The following is a 20,672-nucleotide window of genomic DNA, read 5'->3' as shown; positions in this document are numbered from 1 at the left end:
AAACTGTCTGACGCCAAGCTGCCCAAGCTGGTGCGCGAATATATCAAACACGTATTGATCGGGTTTGCCGCCTCGGCGGTGTTTGTCGCGCTGCTGTTATGGTTCAATATCGGCAATCTCTGGCACCTGGTGACCCATACCGAGGCCGGGCTGCTGGCGGTTTTCCTGCTGTGGGTGTTCAACGGCATCGTCTTTGCCGGTGTGCAGTTCGGCATCGCGATCATGCGCATGGGCGACGATGACGATGACGGCCCAGGCGGCGGGCTGCGCGCGCCGGTGACGCATGAATATGCCACGATCCCGGTGGTTGAGGGCAAATCGCGTCGTCGGATTTGACCGCAGGGCGCGCGTTCACTGCGCACTGCAATTGCTGAATTCGTAAAATTTCACCCAAATTCGTTAGCCAGATAGGCCCCTTAGCGCCTTTTCTGGATCACATGCCATGATGGCTGATTGCACCGCGGAACCGGGTTGCGCATCGCCTTTGTGGCCCGATCTGGACCGAAAAGGGGATTATCATGAACATGCTCAGATTGCGTAAATTCGTCCTGTTGGCCGCGTTAACCTTGTTGTCTGTCTCTGGGGCGCAGCGGGCCAGCGCGGAAACCTTGCTCAGCTCCAATGTCGATAGCCGCGTCCTTGTTGCCATGCAGTTTGACGAAGGGGCGGTGCAGGAGACGCTGCCTGATGGATGGACGCTCATGGCGTTTCCCGGCGGTGCCGTCGCGGGGGCGAATGCCCTGCTGATTTTTGCCGACCGTTACCTGGCAAAGGACGCGGAAGGCAATCCGACCGAGCCCTCGACCTACCGTGCCATCGCCTTTGCCAGCCTGGGTAAATCGACAACCTCCGATGAGGTCCGGACATTCGTCACCAAGGTGTTCAGCCCCCATGAGAGCGTTGATCCTTATGGCAATGCCAGCCCTGCAACCATCACCCGGCGGGCCGGGGTGGACAGCGCTGACAACGCGCAACCCAGGTTCAGCGAAGCGTGGTCCCTGATGGCCAATGGTGGCGAGCTGTCCATGTCGTTGGCTTATGCAAGCGGTCCGCTGACCTGGTCGGCCAGAGAGTCTCAATCCTATTCAAATGTGGATCCCGCCATTCATCACCTCAACCGGTTCGAACAACTCTCGGATCTGGCGATGAGCGCGCCGCTGGGCAAATCGCTGGACGGAGACATGGAGATACGCTCTTCCATTCCCGAACTGGCCAGCCTTTTTGACGGTCAGGAAAAGACGATCGCTGTCATCATGATACCGATGTACCGGCGCGAGGTGTTCAAGCCTTGAACCCTATGGCTTGTGGGGCGGCCTGTTCGCCCCGCAACCAAACGGATAGGAGCGGCGCTCCACGCATTTGTGGCCAACTCAGAAAATCGGCGGGAACCGCAGCGACCGTGTGGTTATCTCATTCCCGAGGACCTGTATATACAGGTGGGCGCCAGGTAACCGGACCACGATCCGGACAGAGCCAGCTCCCTCGGAATTGCTTAAGGCCACCGGAATGCAACCGTGTCACGGGAAGAGCAGAACCCGCCTCAGGCGCAGATAGGTCTTTACCGGCACCGGGGCAAGGGGGCATTGCCGAATTGTCGCGACAGTGCAGGTATCATGGGCCGGTATCACTGGTTTGACAGGAAGCCGTAGCGCTCCAGTTCTTCGGGCAACAAGACATAGATTTCATCGGGCGGCGTGTTCAGCGCATGGCGCATGACCAGCGGGTCGATGCCCATTTCATCGAGATAGGCCATGACCTCGCCCTGGCCGCGCTGGATATCCTCGACGGCGACAAAGGCGGGCAAGAGGCTGTTTTCGCCGAAATAATGCTGATGCACCCCGATCGAGGCCGCGGGGTCAATTTCACGCGTGGCGCCGCCGGCCAGCAAATAGGGGCAGGCGGAGTAGCAATATTCACCGGCCAGCATCGCCGTTGTGATGCCCTTGTCCCGCAGGTAGCGGCCCAGTGCGAGCGCATCCGCAACTGACCCGCCGGGGGATTGCAGAATGATCGTTTCCGGCGCGGGGTCGGCGCGATCCAGCATGCCTGTCAGGCGCGCCGCGTCACCTTCGCTGATGCCGCCCTCCAGCCGCCAGGTCGTGCCCGTCTCCTGCGTGAGGACCAGCCGGTCCGGCAATTCGCCGGGATCGCGGGCGGGGGCGGTGGCCGGGCGGTCGCGTCCGGGGCGGAACACGCGCCGCTGATCGCCGGGACGCACCGGTTCGGACAGGCGCGGGGTCGAGGTGGTCAGCGACGGAAGACGCAGCCCGCCCTGTTGTACATCGCCAATCACCAGCAAGACGCCGATCCCGAGTTGAAAGATCAGCACCCCGGTCAGGATGCGGGCGATGCCATTGTGTTTCATGAGCTTTTGCCGGTCAGCGGATGCACCTTGTCATTGTCCGGTGGGGCAGGGGTGTCGACCTCGTCGCGGGGCATATGCTGCATGGCCACTTCCACATCTCGCACCGCCGCCAGCGCCGCGCGCAGTTCGGCGAGCGTCAGGGTGTCCTCCACCGCCGCGCCTTCGCGCCCGGAGCGGATGGCGGCCTGCGTGATGGCGAGGATGAACACGAGAACGGCGGGCAACAGGTCGATGGCAATCGCCCCGGCCCAGGAGGGCACAAAATTGCCCGCATAGAGGATCACCGCGTCAGCCGAGGAAATCGGCGTGTAACTGACCTCGGGCGGGGGCGCGAGCGCCAGCACATCGCGCGCGGCCTTTTGAAGGGTGGTGGCCCGCTGCGCCAGCACATCCAGCACCGAGGTGATGGTCGCGGCCTGATCGCCGCGGTTTTCGGCGGTGGAGCCGTCCAGTTCCGGCAACACCACCGACGCGGCCAGGTCCTGCGCCGCGCGCTCCACCAGCGGCGCAACCGAGAGCTGCCGCAGCTGGGTGATATGGCCCTGCAACTGCACGGCCAGTTCGGAGAACTCGACCGAGCGCGGCTCGACCGCGCCCCGCTCCACCGTCAATGCCCGCATTCGGCTGAGCAGCGCGTTGCCTTCGGCAAAGGCGGCGTCCACGCGTGGTGTCTGGGCCGCGATCTGTGCCTCCAGCGCCGACAATTCGCCTGCCTTCTGGCGCAAGACCCGGAACACCGCGCCGCGCCCCGCAAGGCCCGAGAGATTGCCGCTGGCTTCCTGTTCGGATAGGTCTTCGAAGCTCTGGCGCACTCGGGCCACGTCCCGTTCCAGCGCCTGACCGGTCAACGCCACTTCATGGGCGCGTTCAAGGCTGTTCTGATAGCGTTGCACGGTTTCCGCCAGATGCTGTTCCACCGCCGCAGACCCGGCCAGCGCAGCCGCGTTCAGCCATGAGGACATTGCGACAATCGCCAATGATCCCAGACCCATGGCCGCCAGAAGACCAATGCGCGCCTGCGCCGTGCGCACCGCCGGGAAAAGCCGCATCATGTAGGACCAGAAGACAAAGATGCCCACCGACACTGCCACCGAATAGGCAATGGCGGCAAAGACCGACATGGCGCCGTTTTCATCCAGAAGCGACGAGACGCCCAGATAGGTATAGATGCCTGACGCCACGGCCAGCACGCCAAGCGCGGTGCCGGTGAACGTGTCGAGCCAGCCCAGATGGGTCTGCAATTCGCGGGCATAGCGCACGCCGCGCGCCTGGGTTTCGGTCTGGGGTGGGGAAGTGTCCATTCTGGGTCCTCACTATAGCACAATGCGAAAAACCTGAATCACCTAACGCTGCCTGAAATCATAGATTTCAACGCGTTAGGTGATGCCCGATTGCTAAAGCATTTCGCATTGTGCTTTAACAACATCCGGAAAATAGGGGAGAGGGCGGGTTTCGCAATTCACATCGGCGGGGGATTGCTCAGGGATTGCAAAAGTTCCCGTTATGTTCCAATCTTTTGCCATGCAGACAGCACCAGACATAACGCTGCAACCCGGTCAGCTTTTGGCCCGTGGCGTCGCGCGCCATCTGGCCAGTTTGAATTTCGCCTGTGTCGAGGAGTTTACCGTCACGCGCGGGCTGCGTGTGGATGTGATGGCGCTGGGGCCCAAGGGCGAGCTTTGGGTGGTGGAATGCAAATCCTCGCGCGCCGATTTCATGTCTGATGGGAAATGGCAGGGTTATCTTGAGTGGTGCGACCGCTATTTCTGGGCCGTGGATGAGGGGTTCCCGACCGATCTTCTGCCCGAACAGACGGGGTTGATCATTGCCGATGCCTATGACGCGGAAATCCTGCGCATGGCCCCCGAGGACAAGCTGGCCCCGGCGCGCCGCAAGAAGATGCTGCACCAGTTCGCCACCCATGCCGCGCGGCGGTTGCAGGTATTGCGGGACCCGGGGGCGCTACTGTGATGTATTTCAAAACCGATAAGCGGAAACTTTTGAAGTTTCCGCACCGATTTCTTTAAAAGAAATCGTGTGGTTAGGGAAAGTCGCTTCGGTGACGCGCTCAGCGCTTCTTGCCCAGCTTCTCGGCGGCCATGGCGGCGGCGGTGATTTCCTCGGCAATCTCGCGGGCTTCATCCGGGTCGAAATCCATCGGGATCTCGGTATTGCCCGCAGCAATGAAAAGCCGCACCATGCCTTGATCGGTGGGGCCGATCTGAAGGTTGGCCTCGATATCGGTTTCGCTATTGATGCCCATGTGCAGCCTCCTGTGACAGGCATAGGGTGCTAGCCGGAGCGGTGAGGAAAGGCAAGAGCATGTCATGGCCGCGATCACTCTGAGAGATCTTGAGCCGGGGGATGTGGGCTGGCTTGTGGCGCAACACAGCCTGCTTTACGCGCGCGACGAAGGTTTTGACGATACGTTCGGGCCGCTGGTATCCGACATCCTCGATGATTTCATGCGCGGGCGCGACGCCCCGCGCGAACGTGGATTTATCGCGGTGCGGGGCGCGCAGCGTCTGGGGTCGGTGTTATGTGTGCATGTGGATGACAGGACGGCCAGGCTGCGGCTTTTCCTGCTGCTGCCCGAAGCGCGGGGGCAGGGGCTGGGGCGGCGGATGCTGGACGCCTGCATGGCACATGCCCGCGCACAGGATTATAGGCGCATGGTGCTTTGGACACATGCCAGCCATCGAGCGGCCTGTGCGCTTTATGAAAAGGCCGGTTGGCGCTGTGTTTCAAGCAAACCTGTGGTGAGTTTTGGTGTGACTCTGGAGGAGCAGGCCTGGGAAGTGGATTTGTAAGCGGAAGCGGCAAAAAATCCGTGGCAAATGGCTTGCATTCGTGCCGCACCGCGTTTATTCCGCCCGTCAGTGCCGCCTTAGCTCAGTAGGTTAGAGCGCTTGATTGTGGATCAAGAGGTCGCCCGTTCGAACCGGGCAGGCGGTACCATCTCATTCCATCGGTGAACAGACGCGCAAGGCCATGGCGTTTGGTCCCTGTTTGCCTGCAGGCCGCTGCTGTCGGGCCGCCCAGGAAAGTCACAGAAAAATCACGGGCGCGGATCAGTGTCGCGATGTCGGTCGCCGGTTTCGTTCGGGGGCGGCGCGTCGCAATAATGGCCAATATTTCTTGACCTTAGAGAAGTCTGGGCTCGAAATGGTAACCAGGTATTTTTTAGAGCCTTGTTTGCAGAATGAATAACAGTCATGAAACGCAGCTGATTTCCACATGGGACAGGCAGGATTGGCGCGCGTCGATTTTCGCGCCCGGCGTGTCGATCATTCAGGCGATCACCAAGTCCGGCCGCACGGCCAGCGGGCTGGACTACACGCGCGAAGGCGCATTGGCGCGCTGTCTCAGCGAAACGGCCGAGCGTTTGGCCGTGTCCGGGCTGCAGGGCGGCGAGGCGGGCGGCATGGGGGATTTCGATCCGTTGGATGGCGTGTCCGCGCATCCTGATCGGGCGATCGCATATCGGCATGCCTATTTCGAGGCACGGGAACGCAGCGTGGTCTCGCGCTGGTGGGATGGCGCGTTGGAGGCGCAGAGCATTCCGGAGACATGGGTGGAGAGCCTCGGGATCAGGACGCGAATCGACCAGAGCCGGGCGATGGCGTCGGTCAAACGCAGCACGCGGTTCTGGCGCATCGATACGGATGGGCCGGTGCATGTGGTGATCTGCATGTCCAGCTATTCGACGGGGCAAGACCCGATTCTGGGGTTTGGCACCTCTGACAGATTGGTCGATGCCATGGACAAGGCGTTTTGTGAAAACCTGTTGATGGAGGTTAACCTGATGGAGGTGCTCGCCACAAGAAGCGGGCATTCGCGGCTGGACATGTCCCGCGTCGAGGCCAAGATCGCGATGTATGTCGCGCGCTGTCCAGAGCGCCTGCCGGAACTGGACGCGCCGACCCCGGTCCTCGCGGACACAGAAACGGTGCCAGATGATCTTGTGCAAAATGCGCCCGCGGGGTTTCGCTTTTTCGAGATTGGTCCGGACTGGATGGAGCGCGAGGTCTGGTTCTGCCGCTGGGAAAACGGGGAAACCTTTGAGCCGAAAGGAGCGACATCGCCATTCATTTGAAACCGGAATGAAGGGGAATTTGACACGTGCCAAACACATTTACCAATAACACGCCGCCAGCGGGCAGGGCGGGTGGGCTTCCTCCGTTTGATTTTTCAAGCCGGGCCTGGCGTGACATCAGCATCGCGGGCAAGGAACATATTCCGGTGGGTTACACCTATTTCGGGCAGTTGATCGGCCATGATCTGGGCAACAGCACGCCGTTGGCCAACGCGCCCTTCGCACGCGAGACCGGCGATGATCATGACTATGGCGGGGATGACTGGACGCGGATCCGTCACAACCTGATCGAGAATCCGCTGACGCTGGAAACCATCTATGGTCCCGGCCCGATGATGTTGCCGCATCTCTATGATCCGAACACATTTCTATTCCGGGTCAAACCCGGTGCGATCATCTCGCAGCCCTATCGTGAGCCCGGTCCACAGGGGCGCAATATCCAGAGCGTCCGCGCGCTCTATGACGGGCGCAACCGGGATACCACGATCCTTCACCGGCTGACGGTGATCTGGATGAAATTCCACAACAAGGTCGCGCTGGAAATCGAACCTGCGCTCGGCGGGGGCGGGACCTTTGACAAGGTCACCAAGCTTGCCGCCTATGCGCAGGCGCGGTCACATGTGCTGAGCATCTGGCACAAGCTGATCCAGACCGAGTTTCTGGACATTTTTTGCGACCCGGACGTGATGGCCATGACCCCGCAGCAAATGGCCCCATTCGCCGTGGTGGACGAGGCGACGCTGTTGCACGGGGTTTTCCGGACCTTCCATGCGCTGCCGCGCAGTGAATACAGGTTTACCCAAAGGCACCGGTCGCTGCGCGAGTTTCTGCTGGGGCGTCCGGACAATGATGAAAAAGTGTCGAGCAGCTGGAAGCTGGACTGGCGGCTTTTCTTTCACGACCTTGCCAACGGCGTCCCGGCGGATGGCACCAAGACCGGCCTTTGCGCAAGCTGTTCCCCCGATCTCATGGCGCGCGGCGCGCCGGTGCTGGATCTGGATGTGATCACGGCGCAGACCACTGATCCGCTGACCCTGGCCAGCCCGGACATGGTGGCCCTTATTGCGCAATTACCCGCGCCATGGGCCGCGCAGCTTGCTCCCGATACCCTTGCGCAGCGCCTGAGCGCTGCAATCGGACAGCCGGTTGCAACGGAAGCGCTGGGCAATTGTCCCTTGTTCTTTGTGCTCATGCTAGAGGCGCAGTTTCATGGGCGTGACGGGCGGTTCGGGCCGCTGGGCAGCATCCTGCTCCGGCGGGCCATTGAAACCGCCATGTCCCGGACGGTGTTTCGCGCACCCGATCCGGGCTTGCCGAACCTGTCCAAACCGGGCTCCATGCTGGCGCTGATTTCAACGACACCAATTTGAAAGGGAGAAACACCATGGTGAAAAATTATATTATTGTCGGTCGCCGTCTGGACGATGACGACATCAAGTATTTGCACGGCGCGGGAACCGAAAACGAAACTGTTGACATGAACGCGGAAAAGGATGGCGTGGCCGGTATCCCGCTGACGGTGGAATTCATTGGCCGCACGATGGTCGAGCTGTCCGAGGGCGAGCGCCTGCAAGAGGGCACGCCCGAATACGACCGCATGGCGGGGCTTTTGAAACACGCGATGACAGTGCGTCCGCCGACCGGTCATGACCCGTCCGATCCCGAGCTGGACCGCATCTGGGAAAAGACCACAATCGTGATCGACTATGACGAGCGGGTGAGCGAAGAGGGCCAGACCGATACGAATGTCCGCAAGCTGGTTGTGCCGGTCAAGGAAACGCTGGCCTTTCGCGCAGACGAGATTGCGGCAATGGACAACACACCGGGCTTTGAGCCGCCGCTGAGCTACGAGCTTGACCGGCGATTGATGAAGGCGCATTTCGGCAGCCTGTTCCACGATATCCTTGATGACGCGCGGGATTCCAACGATGCGCCGCTGTCGGACGATGTAAAACAGGCGCTGGGCAAGCTTATCGACGAGCGTCTGGGCAGTATGGAAGACCTCGCCAACAGCGCCGACCCGGCGAAACAGAACATGTACGCGATCCTGAATTCGCCCGTTTCGGCCTTTCATCGGGCGGTGGGCATCTACATCACCGAGATGTGCAACTGACCGGGCGAGGTGTCAGGATTTGCAGCAGGCTTTCAGGGTCTGCTGCAAGTCATCGCGCACCGTCGTGTTGCGCAGGGGAAAGACCGAGGTAAACCACGTCAGGACGTTCTGCATGGTTGCGGGCTGTTCGCCATACCAGCCTTGCGCAATCTCAAGGTGATAATCCTCCAGCCTCGCCTGCGCCTCTTTGATCCGGCCCAGCTTGGCCAATGTGGCGCTGTGCCATCCGCCCACCGTGGACATCAACCCACGGCCCTTTTCGCATTGCTCCAGCGCCAGCTCGTAATTGCCGAGCAGATAGTTGGTCGCGGCGAAATAGATCAGATGGAAGGGTTCCATCGTATTGGGCAGGCGTGCGGCCAGTTCGTTCAATTCGCGGGCGCGTTCCAGATTGTCGGTAAAGGCGAACCCCAATGCGCTGGAGGACAGCGAATGCGGGTTCTGCGGGTTCAGCATCATCGCCTGATCAAAGTGAAACTCGGCCAAATCAAACTCGGATTTGTGGCAGTAGCACCAGGCCAGCACGCGATGCGCGCGCGTATCGGTGGGGTCAAGTGATACCGCTTCGAGCGCGTGAAACAGGGCCAGATCCTTGATGTCATCGGTCTGGAACGTGCCGGGGCGAATGATGTGCCGGATGTTGTAGATGCCTGCCAGCTCGGCGTGGGCGGGGCTGAAATTCGGCGCTTCCGCCGTCAGGCTGCTCAGCAGTTCGATGGCTTCGACTTCGTCGGAATCTTCCCATGTGCCGATCAGGGCCAGAGATTGCAGCCATTTGTCATACTGAAAGGCGCGAATGTCTGAGCCTTGCCGGTCAGCCACCACGATGCGCAGCGCATTGGCCACGTTGAACACCAACGCGCGGGCCTTTTCGTCCCAGTTATTCTCGGGTTCGTCAATCAGCTCCGACCAGATCAGGTCACGATGCGGCGGGTGGCTCACTTCGACCGAGAGACGATAGGATTGCCCGACAGGCAACAATTGCAGCCGGATCAACAGGAAATCGCTGGCGCTGGAATAATCATCCACCACGCGCCATTCGCGAAACCGGCTGAGCCGCATGCGCAGGTCGGACAGCAACACGGTCTGAAAACTGGCCCCGCGTGTGTCGACAAATTGCTGTTCCTTGAGTTGCACCGACAAGGTTACCTTGTCCGAACGCGGCGCTGCGTCGCCCGCGGTACTGCCGCCCTGCGGATCGTTCGAGATCGCCGCGAGCAGTTCAATTGTCTCGGTTTCCGGTTCCTGATCGAACTCGGTATCGAGATATTCATAGAGCCGGTTATAGACATCAATCGCCCGGGTCGCGGCGTTGTCCCGCCAATGCCGGGTCATGATGAAACGCGCGGCCAGCTCGTTATGTGGTTCAATCTCCAAAAGAAATTCAGCGGCACGCAACGCGTCCTGAGAGGTATTGCCTTTGAACACACTTTCGAGCGCGCGCTGGAACCGGGCCAGCGCCCGCGCCCGCACCACCTCGATCCAGCTGTCGAAGCTGTCGGAAATGCCCAGCGACAGGTCCAACTGACCCAGAAAGCTGCGGACATTGTTTTGCCCTGTATCGAATGTGTCGCGCCCGGTCAGGAACGTGGCCAATTCGTCGATCAGGTTCCAGTTGTCCTTGATCTCGACCGACACCTGTCCGCTTCCGGTGGTCAGGGTCAGTTCGGGAATATCTTCGGCCGAGACGCGGATATGGCGCACGGTTTGCCGGTAAGAGGAACTGGCTTTCTGGACATCCGCGCCGCGCCACAAAAGCTCGTAGATCTTTTCGCTTCGGTGTTTGCGGCTGTCGGAGAGCAGCAGGAACATCATCAGCGCCCGCGCTTTTTTCAAGCGCAGGGTATCGAGCAGTCTCAGGACCCGGGACGATAATGCGGCCTCAACGTCCTGGCTTGCTTGCATATGTGACTTCTCGAGCAAAATTGCCAAGCCTACCAACCTCGGAGCCACCTTAAATGCATCCGGGCCGGACTGTCACGCCTCGAACGCGGATAGAACCGGGCGCATGTCATTGATGCCCGGTGGTTTGTTGCCGCATGAGAGGGGCTGTCAGGGCGTGGAAAGCAGAAAAAAAGGGCGAGACATTGCCCGCCCTTGTCCGTCGTGGTGAGGGGCGCTGCTACTCGGTTCCCGGTGCCTTGACCGCTGCCAGTTCCAGCCGCAGGTCGGTCAGGCGCAAAAGCGGTTGCTGATTGCTGGCCGCGTCCAGCTGCGAATAGAGCGTCACATCCAGGGATACAAAGGCCCCTTGCGGCGGTGCGTTTGGATCACCCGGTTCGCCCAGCACGATGCCCTGCTGCGCGGTCAACCAATCCGCAAGCACTGCGGCATAGGGTTTCAAGCCGTTGACGCCCGGATCGCCCGATTTGCCCACCCATTTCACGATGACCTCCGCCAGCCCGTCCACTGGCAGGTCAAAGGAGCGCACCAGAGCCATGGGAGCGAGCGGGACAAGCGTGTCGGCCTGATCGCCGCTGCCCGAGGGCGCGCCGATCGGGAAGCCATAGCGCGCGTCGATCTTGATCCGGCGGGTCTTGGTCGCGGCTTCGGACACCGCGTCCATGTCATCCACAGCAACAGCCATCAGCCGTGTCGAGGTGGCGACGCCCATCAGCTCCTCCAGCGTGGTGGCGATATAGCTGCCCATGTCCTGATCCTTGTCGGGGACAATCATGGGATAGATCTGGAACGCCGTGTCGTTCTGTACAAAGGGCGTGATCGGGTTGGTGCCTGCCACAATCGGCGTCTGGTAGATGAAGGCCGGGTTCGAGAACACCGCTTTGTCCGGGTAGAGATGCGCGTTGCGGCGCGTGCCGATGCCGGAATTGGCGTTTTCATAGGCCAGTGTGGTCAAACCGCGCGCCCGCACCCTGTGGGTGACGAAATTCGCACTCAGCGGGGGATCGGGCGTATAGGCGGCCTGCACGATCTTGTCGCCCGGTTTCGAACAGGTTTCGGCCTGATCGCCATAGGGTTTCATCGTGGTGGGATCGAGTGCTGCCACGCATTTGTTGCCGATCCATGGGTTGCCCTTGGGGGCGAGCGGATCGGGTACAAGCGTGACCTGGCGCGCGTCGCCGGTGCCGGTGGCGATGTCGGTGACCAGATCCTGTTCCAGCGTAAAGGTCAGGCCGGAGCCCGCCGCCATGTCGAAGGCATTTGGCACCCAGTTGGTGTTGTTGGCCAGTTGCGTGACCAGCGTGGCAAAGCTCTCCAACGCGTCCTTCGCGCCGCTTTCGGGAACCGGGCTGAGCTGTGGTTGCAGGATCTCGTATGCCGCCTGGAACCGGGCCAGCGCCTCGAAGAGGGTAAAGCTGGTCTGGCTGGTGCAATCCTGTGCCGCGACCGAGGCAAGCGTGTTCTCATCGCCGCCGCCGGTGTTGTAGATCAGGTCGAGCATGACCTCGTCGCGGCTCAGCAGACGTGCCTGATAGATCGCCGTGTAGTACCACAGCGTCAGTTCACCCAGCGTCTTGGGATCCTTCCGGATATCGGCCTCTGCCGATTGCACCACCATCGTGGGCGGCGTCGGATAATCGCGATAGGCCAGCGGGATCACCGTTTCGCCCATCTGTGGGGCATGGGTGAAGGCATTGATGAATTGCAGCCAGATCGACGGCGGTGCCGCGGTGCCGTGGTCGCAATAATCAATCTGGCGCGGGTCAAGGAAGACTTGCAGATGCGAGACCGCCCATTCCAGATTCATCGTCTCAAAGGTTTCTTCCTCGATCTTCTGATCGGTGACGCCATAGAGGAAGCTGGTTGTGGCATTCTGGCCTCCGCTGCCTGCGGGCACATCGACCCGCGCGGTGCCAAGACCAAAGCCGCCGCCCGATTGTTCGCCCGTGTCGCTGCTGCCCGGACGTTGCATCTGACCAAAGAGCTGAAGGCGGTTGTCCATGCTGGCGGGCAGGGATTGGGCAAAGCTCACATCGGTCTGCACGATGGTGTTGATGGCATAGGCACTGCCAAGTGCGGCGCGCATCTGCTGTGCCATCAGGTCCTGACCCTGACACAGGTCGCTGCCCTGACCCTGGTAGGTGGCATCGTTCAGGAGCCACGCAACCTCGTTATCGGCATAGCGGTCGGCGATCTGTTCGCGGGCATTGGCAATGGCCGTGTAAGCCGCCGGAGCCTGCTCGAAGGCGTGGGATGCGTTCTCCGCACCAAGGATATTGTCAATCGCGGCAAAGGCACCGCGCGCCATCTGGTCAAGATCAACATCCGAGAACGCCCGTTTTTCGGGCAGGCTGCCAAGCCCGGCCAAGCTGTTGGGCATACAAACCGTGCCGGAGCGCAGTTTGGTATCCAGCGGTTTGGGCGCAAGATAGGCGCGCCGGGTCTGGCTGATTTGCAGATCGGTCACGGCGGTGGAGACCGCCCAGAGCCCCTTGGGCTGGGCGTTCGAGGATTTGCCGGTCTCGGCTGCCAGCATTTCGGGTGCCATGGAGTGCACCACAACATCGTCGGCATCCGCCGGGCCGGTGGCGAGGGTGAAGGCGGGGAAAGCGACGGCGAAATCATTCGCCAGTTGCTTGAGCGCTTCGGGGTCCGATTGCGGCGGGATATTTGTCACCACGCGGGTGGCATTGGCGTAATCCTGCACGTCCGGTGAGATGAAACCGGTGCGTTTGATGCCGAAATCCACCTGAATCTCGAAGACCAGCGGCAAGGTGTCAGTCGCCCCTGGCACGTTCACCGTCAGCGTGGCCCCGGTCGGTTCCGTGCCACCCGAGACAAGGTAATCACGCAGATCGCCCAGCATTTTCATCACCGCTGCGGTCTGTGCCGTATCCAGCGCAATGTCGCTGCCGGAACTGTCGAGATTGGTGGTCACGAACATCTCGGTCGTGGCCTGTCCGGACGGCCCCTTGGCCGCAAGCTGGTTGATCACCGTGTCATACATCTCTGCCGTGGCCAGCGCGCTTTGCGAGCCGGGTTTGGGCAGGGCGTCAACACTGGGGCAGAGATAGACGCTAAGCGCGCCGGGTTTCGGATCGCCGCCGGTGGCAAGCCCCGTGCTGCTGTCAATCGACGCGCAGACCGTGTTGTCGGTCGGGCTGTCCCAGGCATTGAAATCAAAGATCGTACGCACGCCGGTCCAGTTGCCCAGCGGCACCAGATCATCAAAGAACAGGTTCGCCTGATCCTCGATGACGGCTGTGGGCGCGCCAAAGCTGTTGCCGAAGGCATCGACCACAACCGACTGGATCGTCACGGTATCCCCAATCGACGCATAGCGGTTGGGGTTGGCGTCGCCTGCCGGGTTGTCACTGGCCAGCTTGTAAAGCGGTGCAAAGAGCCGCCAGCTCTGGGTCGTGTCGCCCTCGTCCGTTTTTTGCGGGCTGGCCGGGACAGACAGGCCCGAGGCCCGGAAACCGGTGCTTTGCGGAACCTGATAGGCAATGAGGCTGTAGAGGTTCGCAAGACGGGCAAGTACCGTGTCGCCGGTGGGTTCCGTGCGCGCCATCTCAAAGCCCAGCGTGCCCGCTGCGGTGGAGACATATTGCGTCTCATCCGCCGCGTCCGTGGTTTCGGCATAATATAGCAGGTCGGGCTTGGTATTGGTCAGCACGGCTGCATTGGCATAGTTCGGCAGGGCATAGACCGCGCCCGATGGCGCTATATCCAGCTCAATCAGGAATGTGACCTGCGCGAAATTCTGGCTGCCAAAGAGATCGTCGGGCAGGCCCTTGCCGCCCGAGGTCTCGTAGGTCAGGAAATAGCCGGTCTGGTTGGTGACGCTCGATTGCTCAAGGATTTGCAGGAAGCCCAGCGGATCATCGGCATTGGCCCCCACGGCCATCTGTTGTTCGGCAGTGACCAGCATGGCCTCCATCGTGGCGGGCGGCACCGATTGGGTGGTGGTGTTGGTGCGCAGTACGAAAAGCTGCTTGGCCGCCGGGTCGGAGACCAGCCCGCTTTCGTCCGCCGCGGTCTGGTAAAGAAGGCGCACGTTTTCGGCCTTGACCTTGTTGTCCTGCAACGCACCCATCAACTCGCGCATCATGGTCTGTTGGGTCAGATCGGCTGCGCCAAGCGCATAGGTATTGGCCAGCGACGCGCCGCCCGCGCCCGGCACCTTGCGGATGACCATATCGATGCTCAGCGCAAATTTCGTGTCTTCCGTGGGCACCGGATCGGTGGCCAGATCGTAAGCCTTGGCGGTTTCGCGGGTGAACAGGCTCATGTTCAGCGGCGCGCTGGATTTCAGCGCGGTCAGCATTGAGGCCGAGAAAGGCCGCAGCGACAGCGCATCGCCGCCCGCCGGGGTCCATGTGATCGGATTGGCCAGTGCAAAGGCCTGTGGCCCCGATTGCAGCATCGGGATCACCGCCGGTTGTGACGGCACGGGCAGATCGCTGCCATTGACCGCGTAGGGTGTCACATCCGCTGATTTGACAGCCCAGGTCGCACTGGACGTGACCCAGGGCTGGCTCGCGTCGCCGGTCAGCGACACGGTGTAATCGGTCTTGGAGCCGACCGGGAATTCCTGCCAGATCAACGCATAGAGCGGGTTGGTTGCCTCCAGCGATCCAGCGGGCAGTTCCATCCCATCGGTCTGGGGCAGGCGCAGGCCCGAGCGGAAGAATTGCGCCATCTGGCCCGCCACGTTCTTGATCTGGCCGCTTTGCACAGCGGCCAGATAGACATCCGAGAGCTTGCCGCTGTCGGTGTCGTCATTCTGCATCTGCGTCAGCAGCGCGTTGTTGGTGGAGCGGACTACCGCGTCGAACCAGTCAAGGAACATCGCCTGAACCAGCGGCACGGTGGGATCGGCCATCTCGGCCAGCATCTCATTGCCGCCTTCGCTGGTGATGTTGGTGTAAAGCTCTTCGAAATAGGTCTGCAGCGTGGTGTCGATCCAGGTCTGCGACACGTTGCTCTTGTCCTTGAACGCGTAGCTCAGCTCGCTGTCGCGCCCATCGGTCTTGAGCGTCAGGAAGGGCAGCATCGGGAAGATGGTGGCAAAGACATTTGTCTCTTCCTTGGTGTCCGATGGGATCGGGATGATGTTCAGGCTGAACATCTTGCCCAGACCGGCGATCAGTGTGTCATAATCCAGCGTGCCGGTCAGCAGGTCGGGGTTCTGGTTCAGCCCGTCGATGTCCTTCTGAGTGACCGTGGCATCCCAGTTGCCGATACCCAGAGCGCCGGACAGCGCCCAGGTGATCATCTGTGCGGCGAGGTTTTCAAACGGTTTGAAATCCTCGAGCTTGGCGCTTGCCGGATCCTCCAGGTATTCCATGGTCAGCGATGTGGCCAGCCACGGTGCACCGACGGCCGTGGTGTCAGTCCAGACGGTGGTGTATTCCCCGATCATCCAAGATGACAGCTTGCCGTTCAGGCCGGTCTGAAGCGGGAAGTCCGGGTTCCATGCGTCCCCGGTTGCCAGCATTGCGAGGTTCGAGCGCATCGCCAGACGTTCGACATGTTGTGCATTGTCCTGTTTGAGCAGATGCCATTCAAAGCGGAAGCTGGCCTTGAACGAGAAGCTGATGGTGATCGAGAAGAAGCCCAGCCCGATCTTGACCTTGACGCCGACGCTCACGCTGGCTTCGACATAGAGCATGATGTCGCCGCCCAGCCCGGCCTCGATCAAGAGTTGCACGCCAACCGAGGCCTGAATGCGGACATTCACGCTGGCCTTGATGATGGCAAAATCGATCGAGCCATAGATTTCGCCAATCACGCCGAACTGGCCTTTGATGGCCAGCGCCTTGGGGTCGGTCAGGTACTGAACCACGTCTTCTTTGTCTGAATCATAGGCGTAGTAGCCGATCGCGCCTTCGATGATCCCAAAGAAGGTCAGGCTCACACCCGCCTTGAGTGGCCCGGCGGTGAAATTCTTGCCCACGCCCAGCCGTGCACCGAAACCGGCGGCGAGGATCGTGTCGTAATCCTTGGCGGTAAAGGTGTCGTCCGTCGCGCTGCTGAGTTTGGCGATATAGAACCCGCCCGACCCGGTGACCGGAATGGGCCCGGCAAAGGCCTCGACCCGGAAACAAACGGACCAGTCATCATTGGCCGGAAAGCCCAGATCGACCTTGAAATCGCCATTGGTGTAGATCGACAGCTTCAGCGCCGGCAGCGTGATGCTCGCCGCCCCGGCCTGGAAGGTGCGCAGCGTGTCGGGCAGGGTGAAATTGATAAAGAACAGCCCCACATCGTCGCTCACCTTGGTATAGGTGATCTCAAAGCTCAGCCCCTTGATGGAGCCCGCGGTGATGTAGATCTTGAGCGAATAAAACGGCGTGGAATCGTAAAAGACAAAGCCCAAACCGACGAGATCGAGCAGAACCATGTTCGACACCACGATCCAGCCGCCATCGGGCTTGTAGACATCGGTGTATTTTCCCTTTTCGACGGCGGTCCAGAAATCGCCCTTCATGTATTTCAGGAAAGCGTCGAAACTGTCGGGGTTGTCCTTGGGGCCAACCCTTTGGCCAATGCCGAAATAGTCGAGCTTGAGGATCGAGCCGCCCTCGTCGCCGTCCTTCTTCTTTTGCTCCGCCAAAACGGCCAACGGTTCCACCCGCTGCATCTCGCGGCGTTCGTCTTCGGGCAGGGCGTCGTAATGGGCAAGGAAGTCCTCGAATTCGGCCTTGCTGATGGAATTCTGCGCGTCCTGCACCGCTTGCAAGGGACCTTCATAGGAGATCGCCTGGGCGGTTTTCTTCTTCTCGGCCTCGGCGTTCAGCGCGGCGATCCAGCCGATCTTGTCGTCGCCTTTTTGCGGGGCAAAAATCGCCAGATCGAAATTCACGTTGCCCGGCGGCACGCGGGTGCCAAAAAGCTCCATGTAGGATTTGACCATCGCAAAGACGAGCAGATCATCTTCGGTATATTTGAGCTGGAAATTCCCGATGGAAATTTTCAGCACGCCCTCGATGGTGATCTCAAGCTTGCCGTCGGCCTCGGGCATCTGCACGCCAAAGACCAGCGCCTCATCCGCCGGGGTTGCCGAGGCCTTCCAGCCGATGATGATCGAGAATTTGAAGGCCGACAGATCGCCAACCAGCCCGCCAAGGCTACCCAGATCAAGATCAAAGATCAGCGCGAAATTGTATTCGCTGCCCGTCTTGATCACGCCGGGAATGTCGATGCCCACGTCGAAATAATCGAGCTTGGAGATGTCCTGACCGTTTTCGCTGTAAAGGAAGCTCTTGAGCTTGAAGGGCAGGAGCGCGAGCAGGCTCTTGTCACCGTCGCGCTGCTTGGTCTGGCCGAAATCGAACCGCAGGTTGCCGGGCGAGAATTTCAACGACAGGTCGCGGGTTTCGGGCTGCGCAGGGGGCGGGTTGGCGATGAGCTGATAGCTCATCTCGATACCCAGATCGGCAAAGGACAGTTTTTCGAAACTGAGCATGTCGAGGAAGTCCAGTTCCTTGAACTCCATCGATCCCCAGATCGCGAAGCGCGAAGAAATGGTCGAGGTGGTGGCGTTGCCGGTCTCTTCCTCGGTGGCCGAGAACTGGACTTTGTCAAAGGTGATTTTCTTCAGATAGGTGTTGTCGTCAAAGGAGAATTCATAGGTTTTCTTGGCGATGAACGAATAGGTCTGCGCGCCGTCATGCTCGGAATAAGAGCCGTTGATCTTGATGATATTGGCTTTTTCTCCGTCTGCCGTCGTTGTGGCATCGTTGCCCAGGTTGACGCCCACGGCAAAGAGATTGTCCACCGTCAGGTCGACCTCGGCATCGAAACTGGACAGCGCATTGTTGGTGAACAGCGCCCGCAGGTAGATCACTTTGAACCCATAGCAGGTCAGCCCATTGGCGCCGCAGGGATAGATGCTATCGAGCACATCAAGATCGCGCGCCAGACCTTGCTCCGAGCGGATTTGCAGCGAGGTATTGGTGGTGCCGGGATCCTCATAATCGACCAGCGCAAAGACCGAGCTTGAATCCAGCTCCACCGCGCCGCCATTGCCAGTGTCCGAGATCGACACGCCCACGTGATGGGCGCGGAAGGCGGCGATGTTGGAATTGCCCTTTTCATCCACCATGCCGCCCAGAAGCGCCTTGATCACGGCGGGCAGTTCCTGAAGATCGAGCGCGGTGTTGAGCGCGAGCAGGCCGGTGAAATTGGGGTCATTCACGATCTTCACGAAATTCGCATAGATCGAATTGGGGTCTTTCTTCACCGCTGCCTCGGCGGTGGTGATGATGTCGAGGATTTGGCTTTCGCGCGATTTCGGGTCCGACGAAAACGTCGTTGCCGCTTCCCAAAGCGCGCGGTCCGACACCAGTTCCTTGATGGATTTGTCGCGGAAGAACTTGATGATCAGGATGGGCGGCGTGCCGTCAGGGTTTTCACCCTGAAGCTGCAGGTCAAAGAACCAGTCAGACAACTCAACCGTGGCATCGGATTTTCCAAAGGTGAACAGGGGCGTGCCATTCGACATGTCCTGATCAATGACCATGAAAATCTGGTTCTGATAAAACGCCGCGCGAATGGCCTCGCCCATATCCTCGAATTGCAGCTTGTGATTGTTTTGCGCACCGCTGACGGCGAAATGGGTGGTCATCCAGAGGTTGTTGTTGTCAAACCCGCCAACAAGGCCCAGCGGCGTCATCGCGTTGGTCAGCGTGCCGGCCTCCGTGCCTGCGGCGACCTTCATCATGGGCGCAAGGCTCTGATGCGGGTTGGACTGGCTCAGAACCTGCCGCCGGGCCGGGTTGATGCCTTTGCTTTCGAGATAGGTAAAAGGCGCGCTGCTGTCGGTGTTCAGGCCGGGAAGCCCGCCATAGGGGGCCATCGGGACAGGCGGGCAGGTCGCATTGGCCGCATCGGTGCCAAGCGCAGGCCAGGCCGGGATCGGTTTGAATTTCAGCTTGTAGGGCTTCACCGTCGCATCGCCGGTCTGGCCGTCATCTTCGTAGATCGGGCTGCCCTGCGGCTGGCTGAAATAGGTGTTCTGCGCCGCGTCCGAGGTCAGGCTGATCCAGGAGGTCGTGGCCTGATCGTCCAGATAGACGGCCGGGGTCTTGTCACCCTTGTCGCCCACGGTTTCCGGGCTGTTGACCAGCCATGCCGCTTTGCCGGGCCAGAAATGCAGCACATCGCCATTTTCAAAGCTGAAGCTTTCCGTCGCGGAATAGGCGCAGAGCAATTCGCCCGAACTGGCGCTGCCCGTCTGTGTCATGGAGACCGCGCCCATGGGGGTCAGAAAATAGGCCTCGTTTTTCCCGGGGCCGGTGACCGGGCGGCCGGCCAGCACAAAGCGCGTGCTGAGTTTCTGCGGATCACTGCTGCCGTCGCGCGGGGCGAGCGTGATCTGACGTCCCAGAACCGAGGAAAACCCGGATTTCAGCGTTGTGTCGGTGAGCGCGAAATAGGTGCGGTCCTGCGCTGTCTGTTGGGCGACATCCGCAAAGGCGGTCACCGCCACATGGGTCCCGTCATCGCCGGACAGGAAGGTGGGGTAACGCGTTGCAATCACGTCGCCGCCGCCGCTGTTCGGGGCGAAATACATCGGCCCGCATTCCAGCGCGGCTTGATCGTCAAGGCTGAGCATCAACTCGGTGCGCAGCACGCCCGGGGTCGGGCCGCTGACCGGGATGGCGAGATTGCCGGTGGGTGTCAGGGGGCGCTGTGGCCCCCCCGGCGGGGTGGCCAGCCATTGCACCGTCTGTTGTGCGCCAACGGCGAGGTTTTCGATGAAAAATGTCTGCGACCCGTCGTCATAGGTGACTGACGCCTGACCGGTCGAAGGCTGCTGCACCTTGAGTGTGAGATTTCGAAAACTGAACTCCTGTCCACCGTTCAGCGCCTGCGACCCGCCAGAGCCCGTGACGCTCAATACCCCCAGAAGCGTTGCGTCATTGTCAAAGAAGCCAAACCGCCGGTTGGTGCCATTGTCCATCTGCTGGTCCATGGACTTGGCAAAACCGGCCCATCCCGCGCCCCGGTTGGCGGCCGGGAAGAAGACATAGAAACTGTCCGCATTCGAAAAGCTGGTGCCAAGATTGACGCTTTGTGGCCGCTGGTTGCCATACATCATCAGCCCCCACACAGCGGTTTCCGGGCTATCGACATTCTCAAGATAGAGGCCTGTGTCCGACAATTGGGTCAGTTGCATCGTCTTGTCC

The 20,672-nt window shown here is 60.5% G+C and carries 12 protein-coding genes, 1 tRNA gene and 1 other RNA gene; 8 read left to right on the top strand and 6 right to left on the bottom strand.

The genetic code is table 11. The features are described 5' to 3' along the window. Window positions 1–18 precede the first annotated feature (18 nt). On the top strand, window positions 19–336 hold the full coding sequence (locus PGB28_RS01600) for a hypothetical protein (protein WP_271419744.1): 318 nt from the start codon (window positions 19–21) through the stop codon (window positions 334–336). A gap of 182 nt (window positions 337–518) precedes the next feature. After that, complete coding sequence (locus PGB28_RS01595; RefSeq protein WP_271419716.1) at window positions 519–1,292, top strand: hypothetical protein; 774 nt, start codon at window positions 519–521, stop codon at window positions 1,290–1,292. A gap of 89 nt (window positions 1,293–1,381) precedes the next feature. Here the strand turns inward: PGB28_RS01595 and ssrS are convergent. The 3 genes from ssrS to PGB28_RS01585 form a co-directional block, all read right to left on the bottom strand. Next, window positions 1,382–1,538: non-coding RNA, 6S RNA (gene ssrS, locus PGB28_RS21355), on the bottom strand. Window positions 1,539–1,624: 86 nt separating this feature from the next. Further along, on the bottom strand, window positions 1,625–2,365 hold the full coding sequence (locus PGB28_RS01590; RefSeq protein WP_271419715.1) for a COG3904 family protein: 741 nt from the start codon (window positions 2,363–2,365) through the stop codon (window positions 1,625–1,627). Further along, entirely contained in the window at window positions 2,362–3,666 is a 1,305-nt protein-coding gene (locus PGB28_RS01585; protein WP_271419714.1) for an AAA family ATPase, read from the bottom strand. Before PGB28_RS01585 ends, PGB28_RS01590 begins: the two co-directional genes overlap by 4 nt. 220 nt (window positions 3,667–3,886) lie before the next feature. Here PGB28_RS01585 and PGB28_RS01580 point away from each other — a divergent pair, with 220 nt between their 5' ends. Beyond that, window positions 3,887–4,336 (top strand): MmcB family DNA repair protein, encoded by a 450-nt coding sequence (locus PGB28_RS01580; RefSeq protein ID WP_271419713.1) that lies wholly within the window; start codon window positions 3,887–3,889, stop codon window positions 4,334–4,336. A 97-nt stretch (window positions 4,337–4,433) separates the two neighbouring features. Here the strand turns inward: PGB28_RS01580 and PGB28_RS01575 are convergent, their stop codons facing one another. Further along, window positions 4,434–4,628: a DUF6324 family protein gene (locus PGB28_RS01575; protein WP_271419712.1), complete on the bottom strand. Its 195-nt coding sequence runs from the start codon at window positions 4,626–4,628 to the stop codon at window positions 4,434–4,436. A gap of 64 nt (window positions 4,629–4,692) precedes the next feature. Between PGB28_RS01575 and PGB28_RS01570 the strand changes: the two genes are divergently transcribed. From PGB28_RS01570 to PGB28_RS01550, 5 genes are all read left to right on the top strand, one after another. Then, window positions 4,693–5,175 (top strand): GNAT family N-acetyltransferase, encoded by a 483-nt coding sequence (locus tag PGB28_RS01570; protein ID WP_271419711.1) that lies wholly within the window; start codon window positions 4,693–4,695, stop codon window positions 5,173–5,175. Window positions 5,176–5,246: 71 nt separating this feature from the next. Then, window positions 5,247–5,323, top strand: a tRNA-His gene (locus PGB28_RS01565). Window positions 5,324–5,567: 244 nt separating this feature from the next. Beyond that, on the top strand, window positions 5,568–6,461 hold the full coding sequence (locus PGB28_RS01560) for a YcaO-like family protein (protein ID WP_271419710.1): 894 nt from the start codon (window positions 5,568–5,570) through the stop codon (window positions 6,459–6,461). Between the two features lie 26 nt (window positions 6,462–6,487). Then, window positions 6,488–7,831 carry a peroxidase family protein gene (locus PGB28_RS01555; RefSeq protein WP_271419709.1) on the top strand — a complete coding sequence of 448 codons (1,344 nt, stop codon included), beginning with the start codon at window positions 6,488–6,490 and terminating at the stop codon, window positions 7,829–7,831. Between the two features lie 17 nt (window positions 7,832–7,848). Continuing rightward, a complete protein-coding gene (locus tag PGB28_RS01550; RefSeq protein WP_271419708.1) occupies window positions 7,849–8,574 on the top strand; it encodes a hypothetical protein in 726 nt (241 codons plus the stop codon). 12 nt (window positions 8,575–8,586) lie between these two features. Here the strand turns inward: PGB28_RS01550 and PGB28_RS01545 are convergent, their stop codons facing one another. Both PGB28_RS01545 and PGB28_RS01540 read right to left on the bottom strand, forming a co-directional pair. Continuing rightward, window positions 8,587–10,479, bottom strand: a complete 1,893-nt coding sequence (locus PGB28_RS01545; RefSeq protein WP_271419707.1) for a BTAD domain-containing putative transcriptional regulator — start codon at window positions 10,477–10,479, stop codon at window positions 8,587–8,589. Window positions 10,480–10,696: 217 nt separating this feature from the next. Continuing rightward, window positions 10,697–20,662 (bottom strand): hypothetical protein, encoded by a 9,966-nt coding sequence (locus PGB28_RS01540; RefSeq protein WP_271419706.1) that lies wholly within the window; start codon window positions 20,660–20,662, stop codon window positions 10,697–10,699. Window positions 20,663–20,672 lie beyond the last annotated feature (10 nt).

This window comes from Primorskyibacter aestuariivivens, from assembly GCF_028023675.1.
In the GTDB taxonomy this organism is placed as follows: domain Bacteria; phylum Pseudomonadota; class Alphaproteobacteria; order Rhodobacterales; family Rhodobacteraceae; genus Marinovum; species Marinovum aestuariivivens.
The sequence above is the reverse complement of the archived record's forward strand: the minus strand, read 5'-3'. Positions and strand labels throughout refer to the sequence as shown.

Bases quoted from the DNA above. Each gene is read 5' to 3' on its own strand.
- PGB28_RS01595 (WP_271419716.1), top strand. From the start codon at position 519: ATGAACATGCTCAGATTGCGTAAATTCGTCCTGTTGGCCGCGTTAACC.
- PGB28_RS01590 (WP_271419715.1), bottom strand. From the start codon at position 2,365: ATGAAACACAATGGCATCGCCCGCATCCTGACCGGGGTGCTGATCTTT.
- PGB28_RS01585 (WP_271419714.1), bottom strand. From the start codon at position 3,666: ATGGACACTTCCCCACCCCAGACCGAAACCCAGGCGCGCGGCGTGCGC.
- PGB28_RS01580 (WP_271419713.1), top strand. From the start codon at position 3,887: ATGCAGACAGCACCAGACATAACGCTGCAACCCGGTCAGCTTTTGGCC.
- PGB28_RS01575 (WP_271419712.1), bottom strand. From the start codon at position 4,628: ATGGGCATCAATAGCGAAACCGATATCGAGGCCAACCTTCAGATCGGC.
- PGB28_RS01570 (WP_271419711.1), top strand. From the start codon at position 4,693: ATGGCCGCGATCACTCTGAGAGATCTTGAGCCGGGGGATGTGGGCTGG.
- PGB28_RS01560 (WP_271419710.1), top strand. From the start codon at position 5,568: ATGAATAACAGTCATGAAACGCAGCTGATTTCCACATGGGACAGGCAG.
- PGB28_RS01545 (WP_271419707.1), bottom strand. From the start codon at position 10,479: ATGCAAGCAAGCCAGGACGTTGAGGCCGCATTATCGTCCCGGGTCCTG.
- PGB28_RS01540 (WP_271419706.1), bottom strand. From the start codon at position 20,662: ATGCAACTGACCCAATTGTCGGACACAGGCCTCTATCTTGAGAATGTC.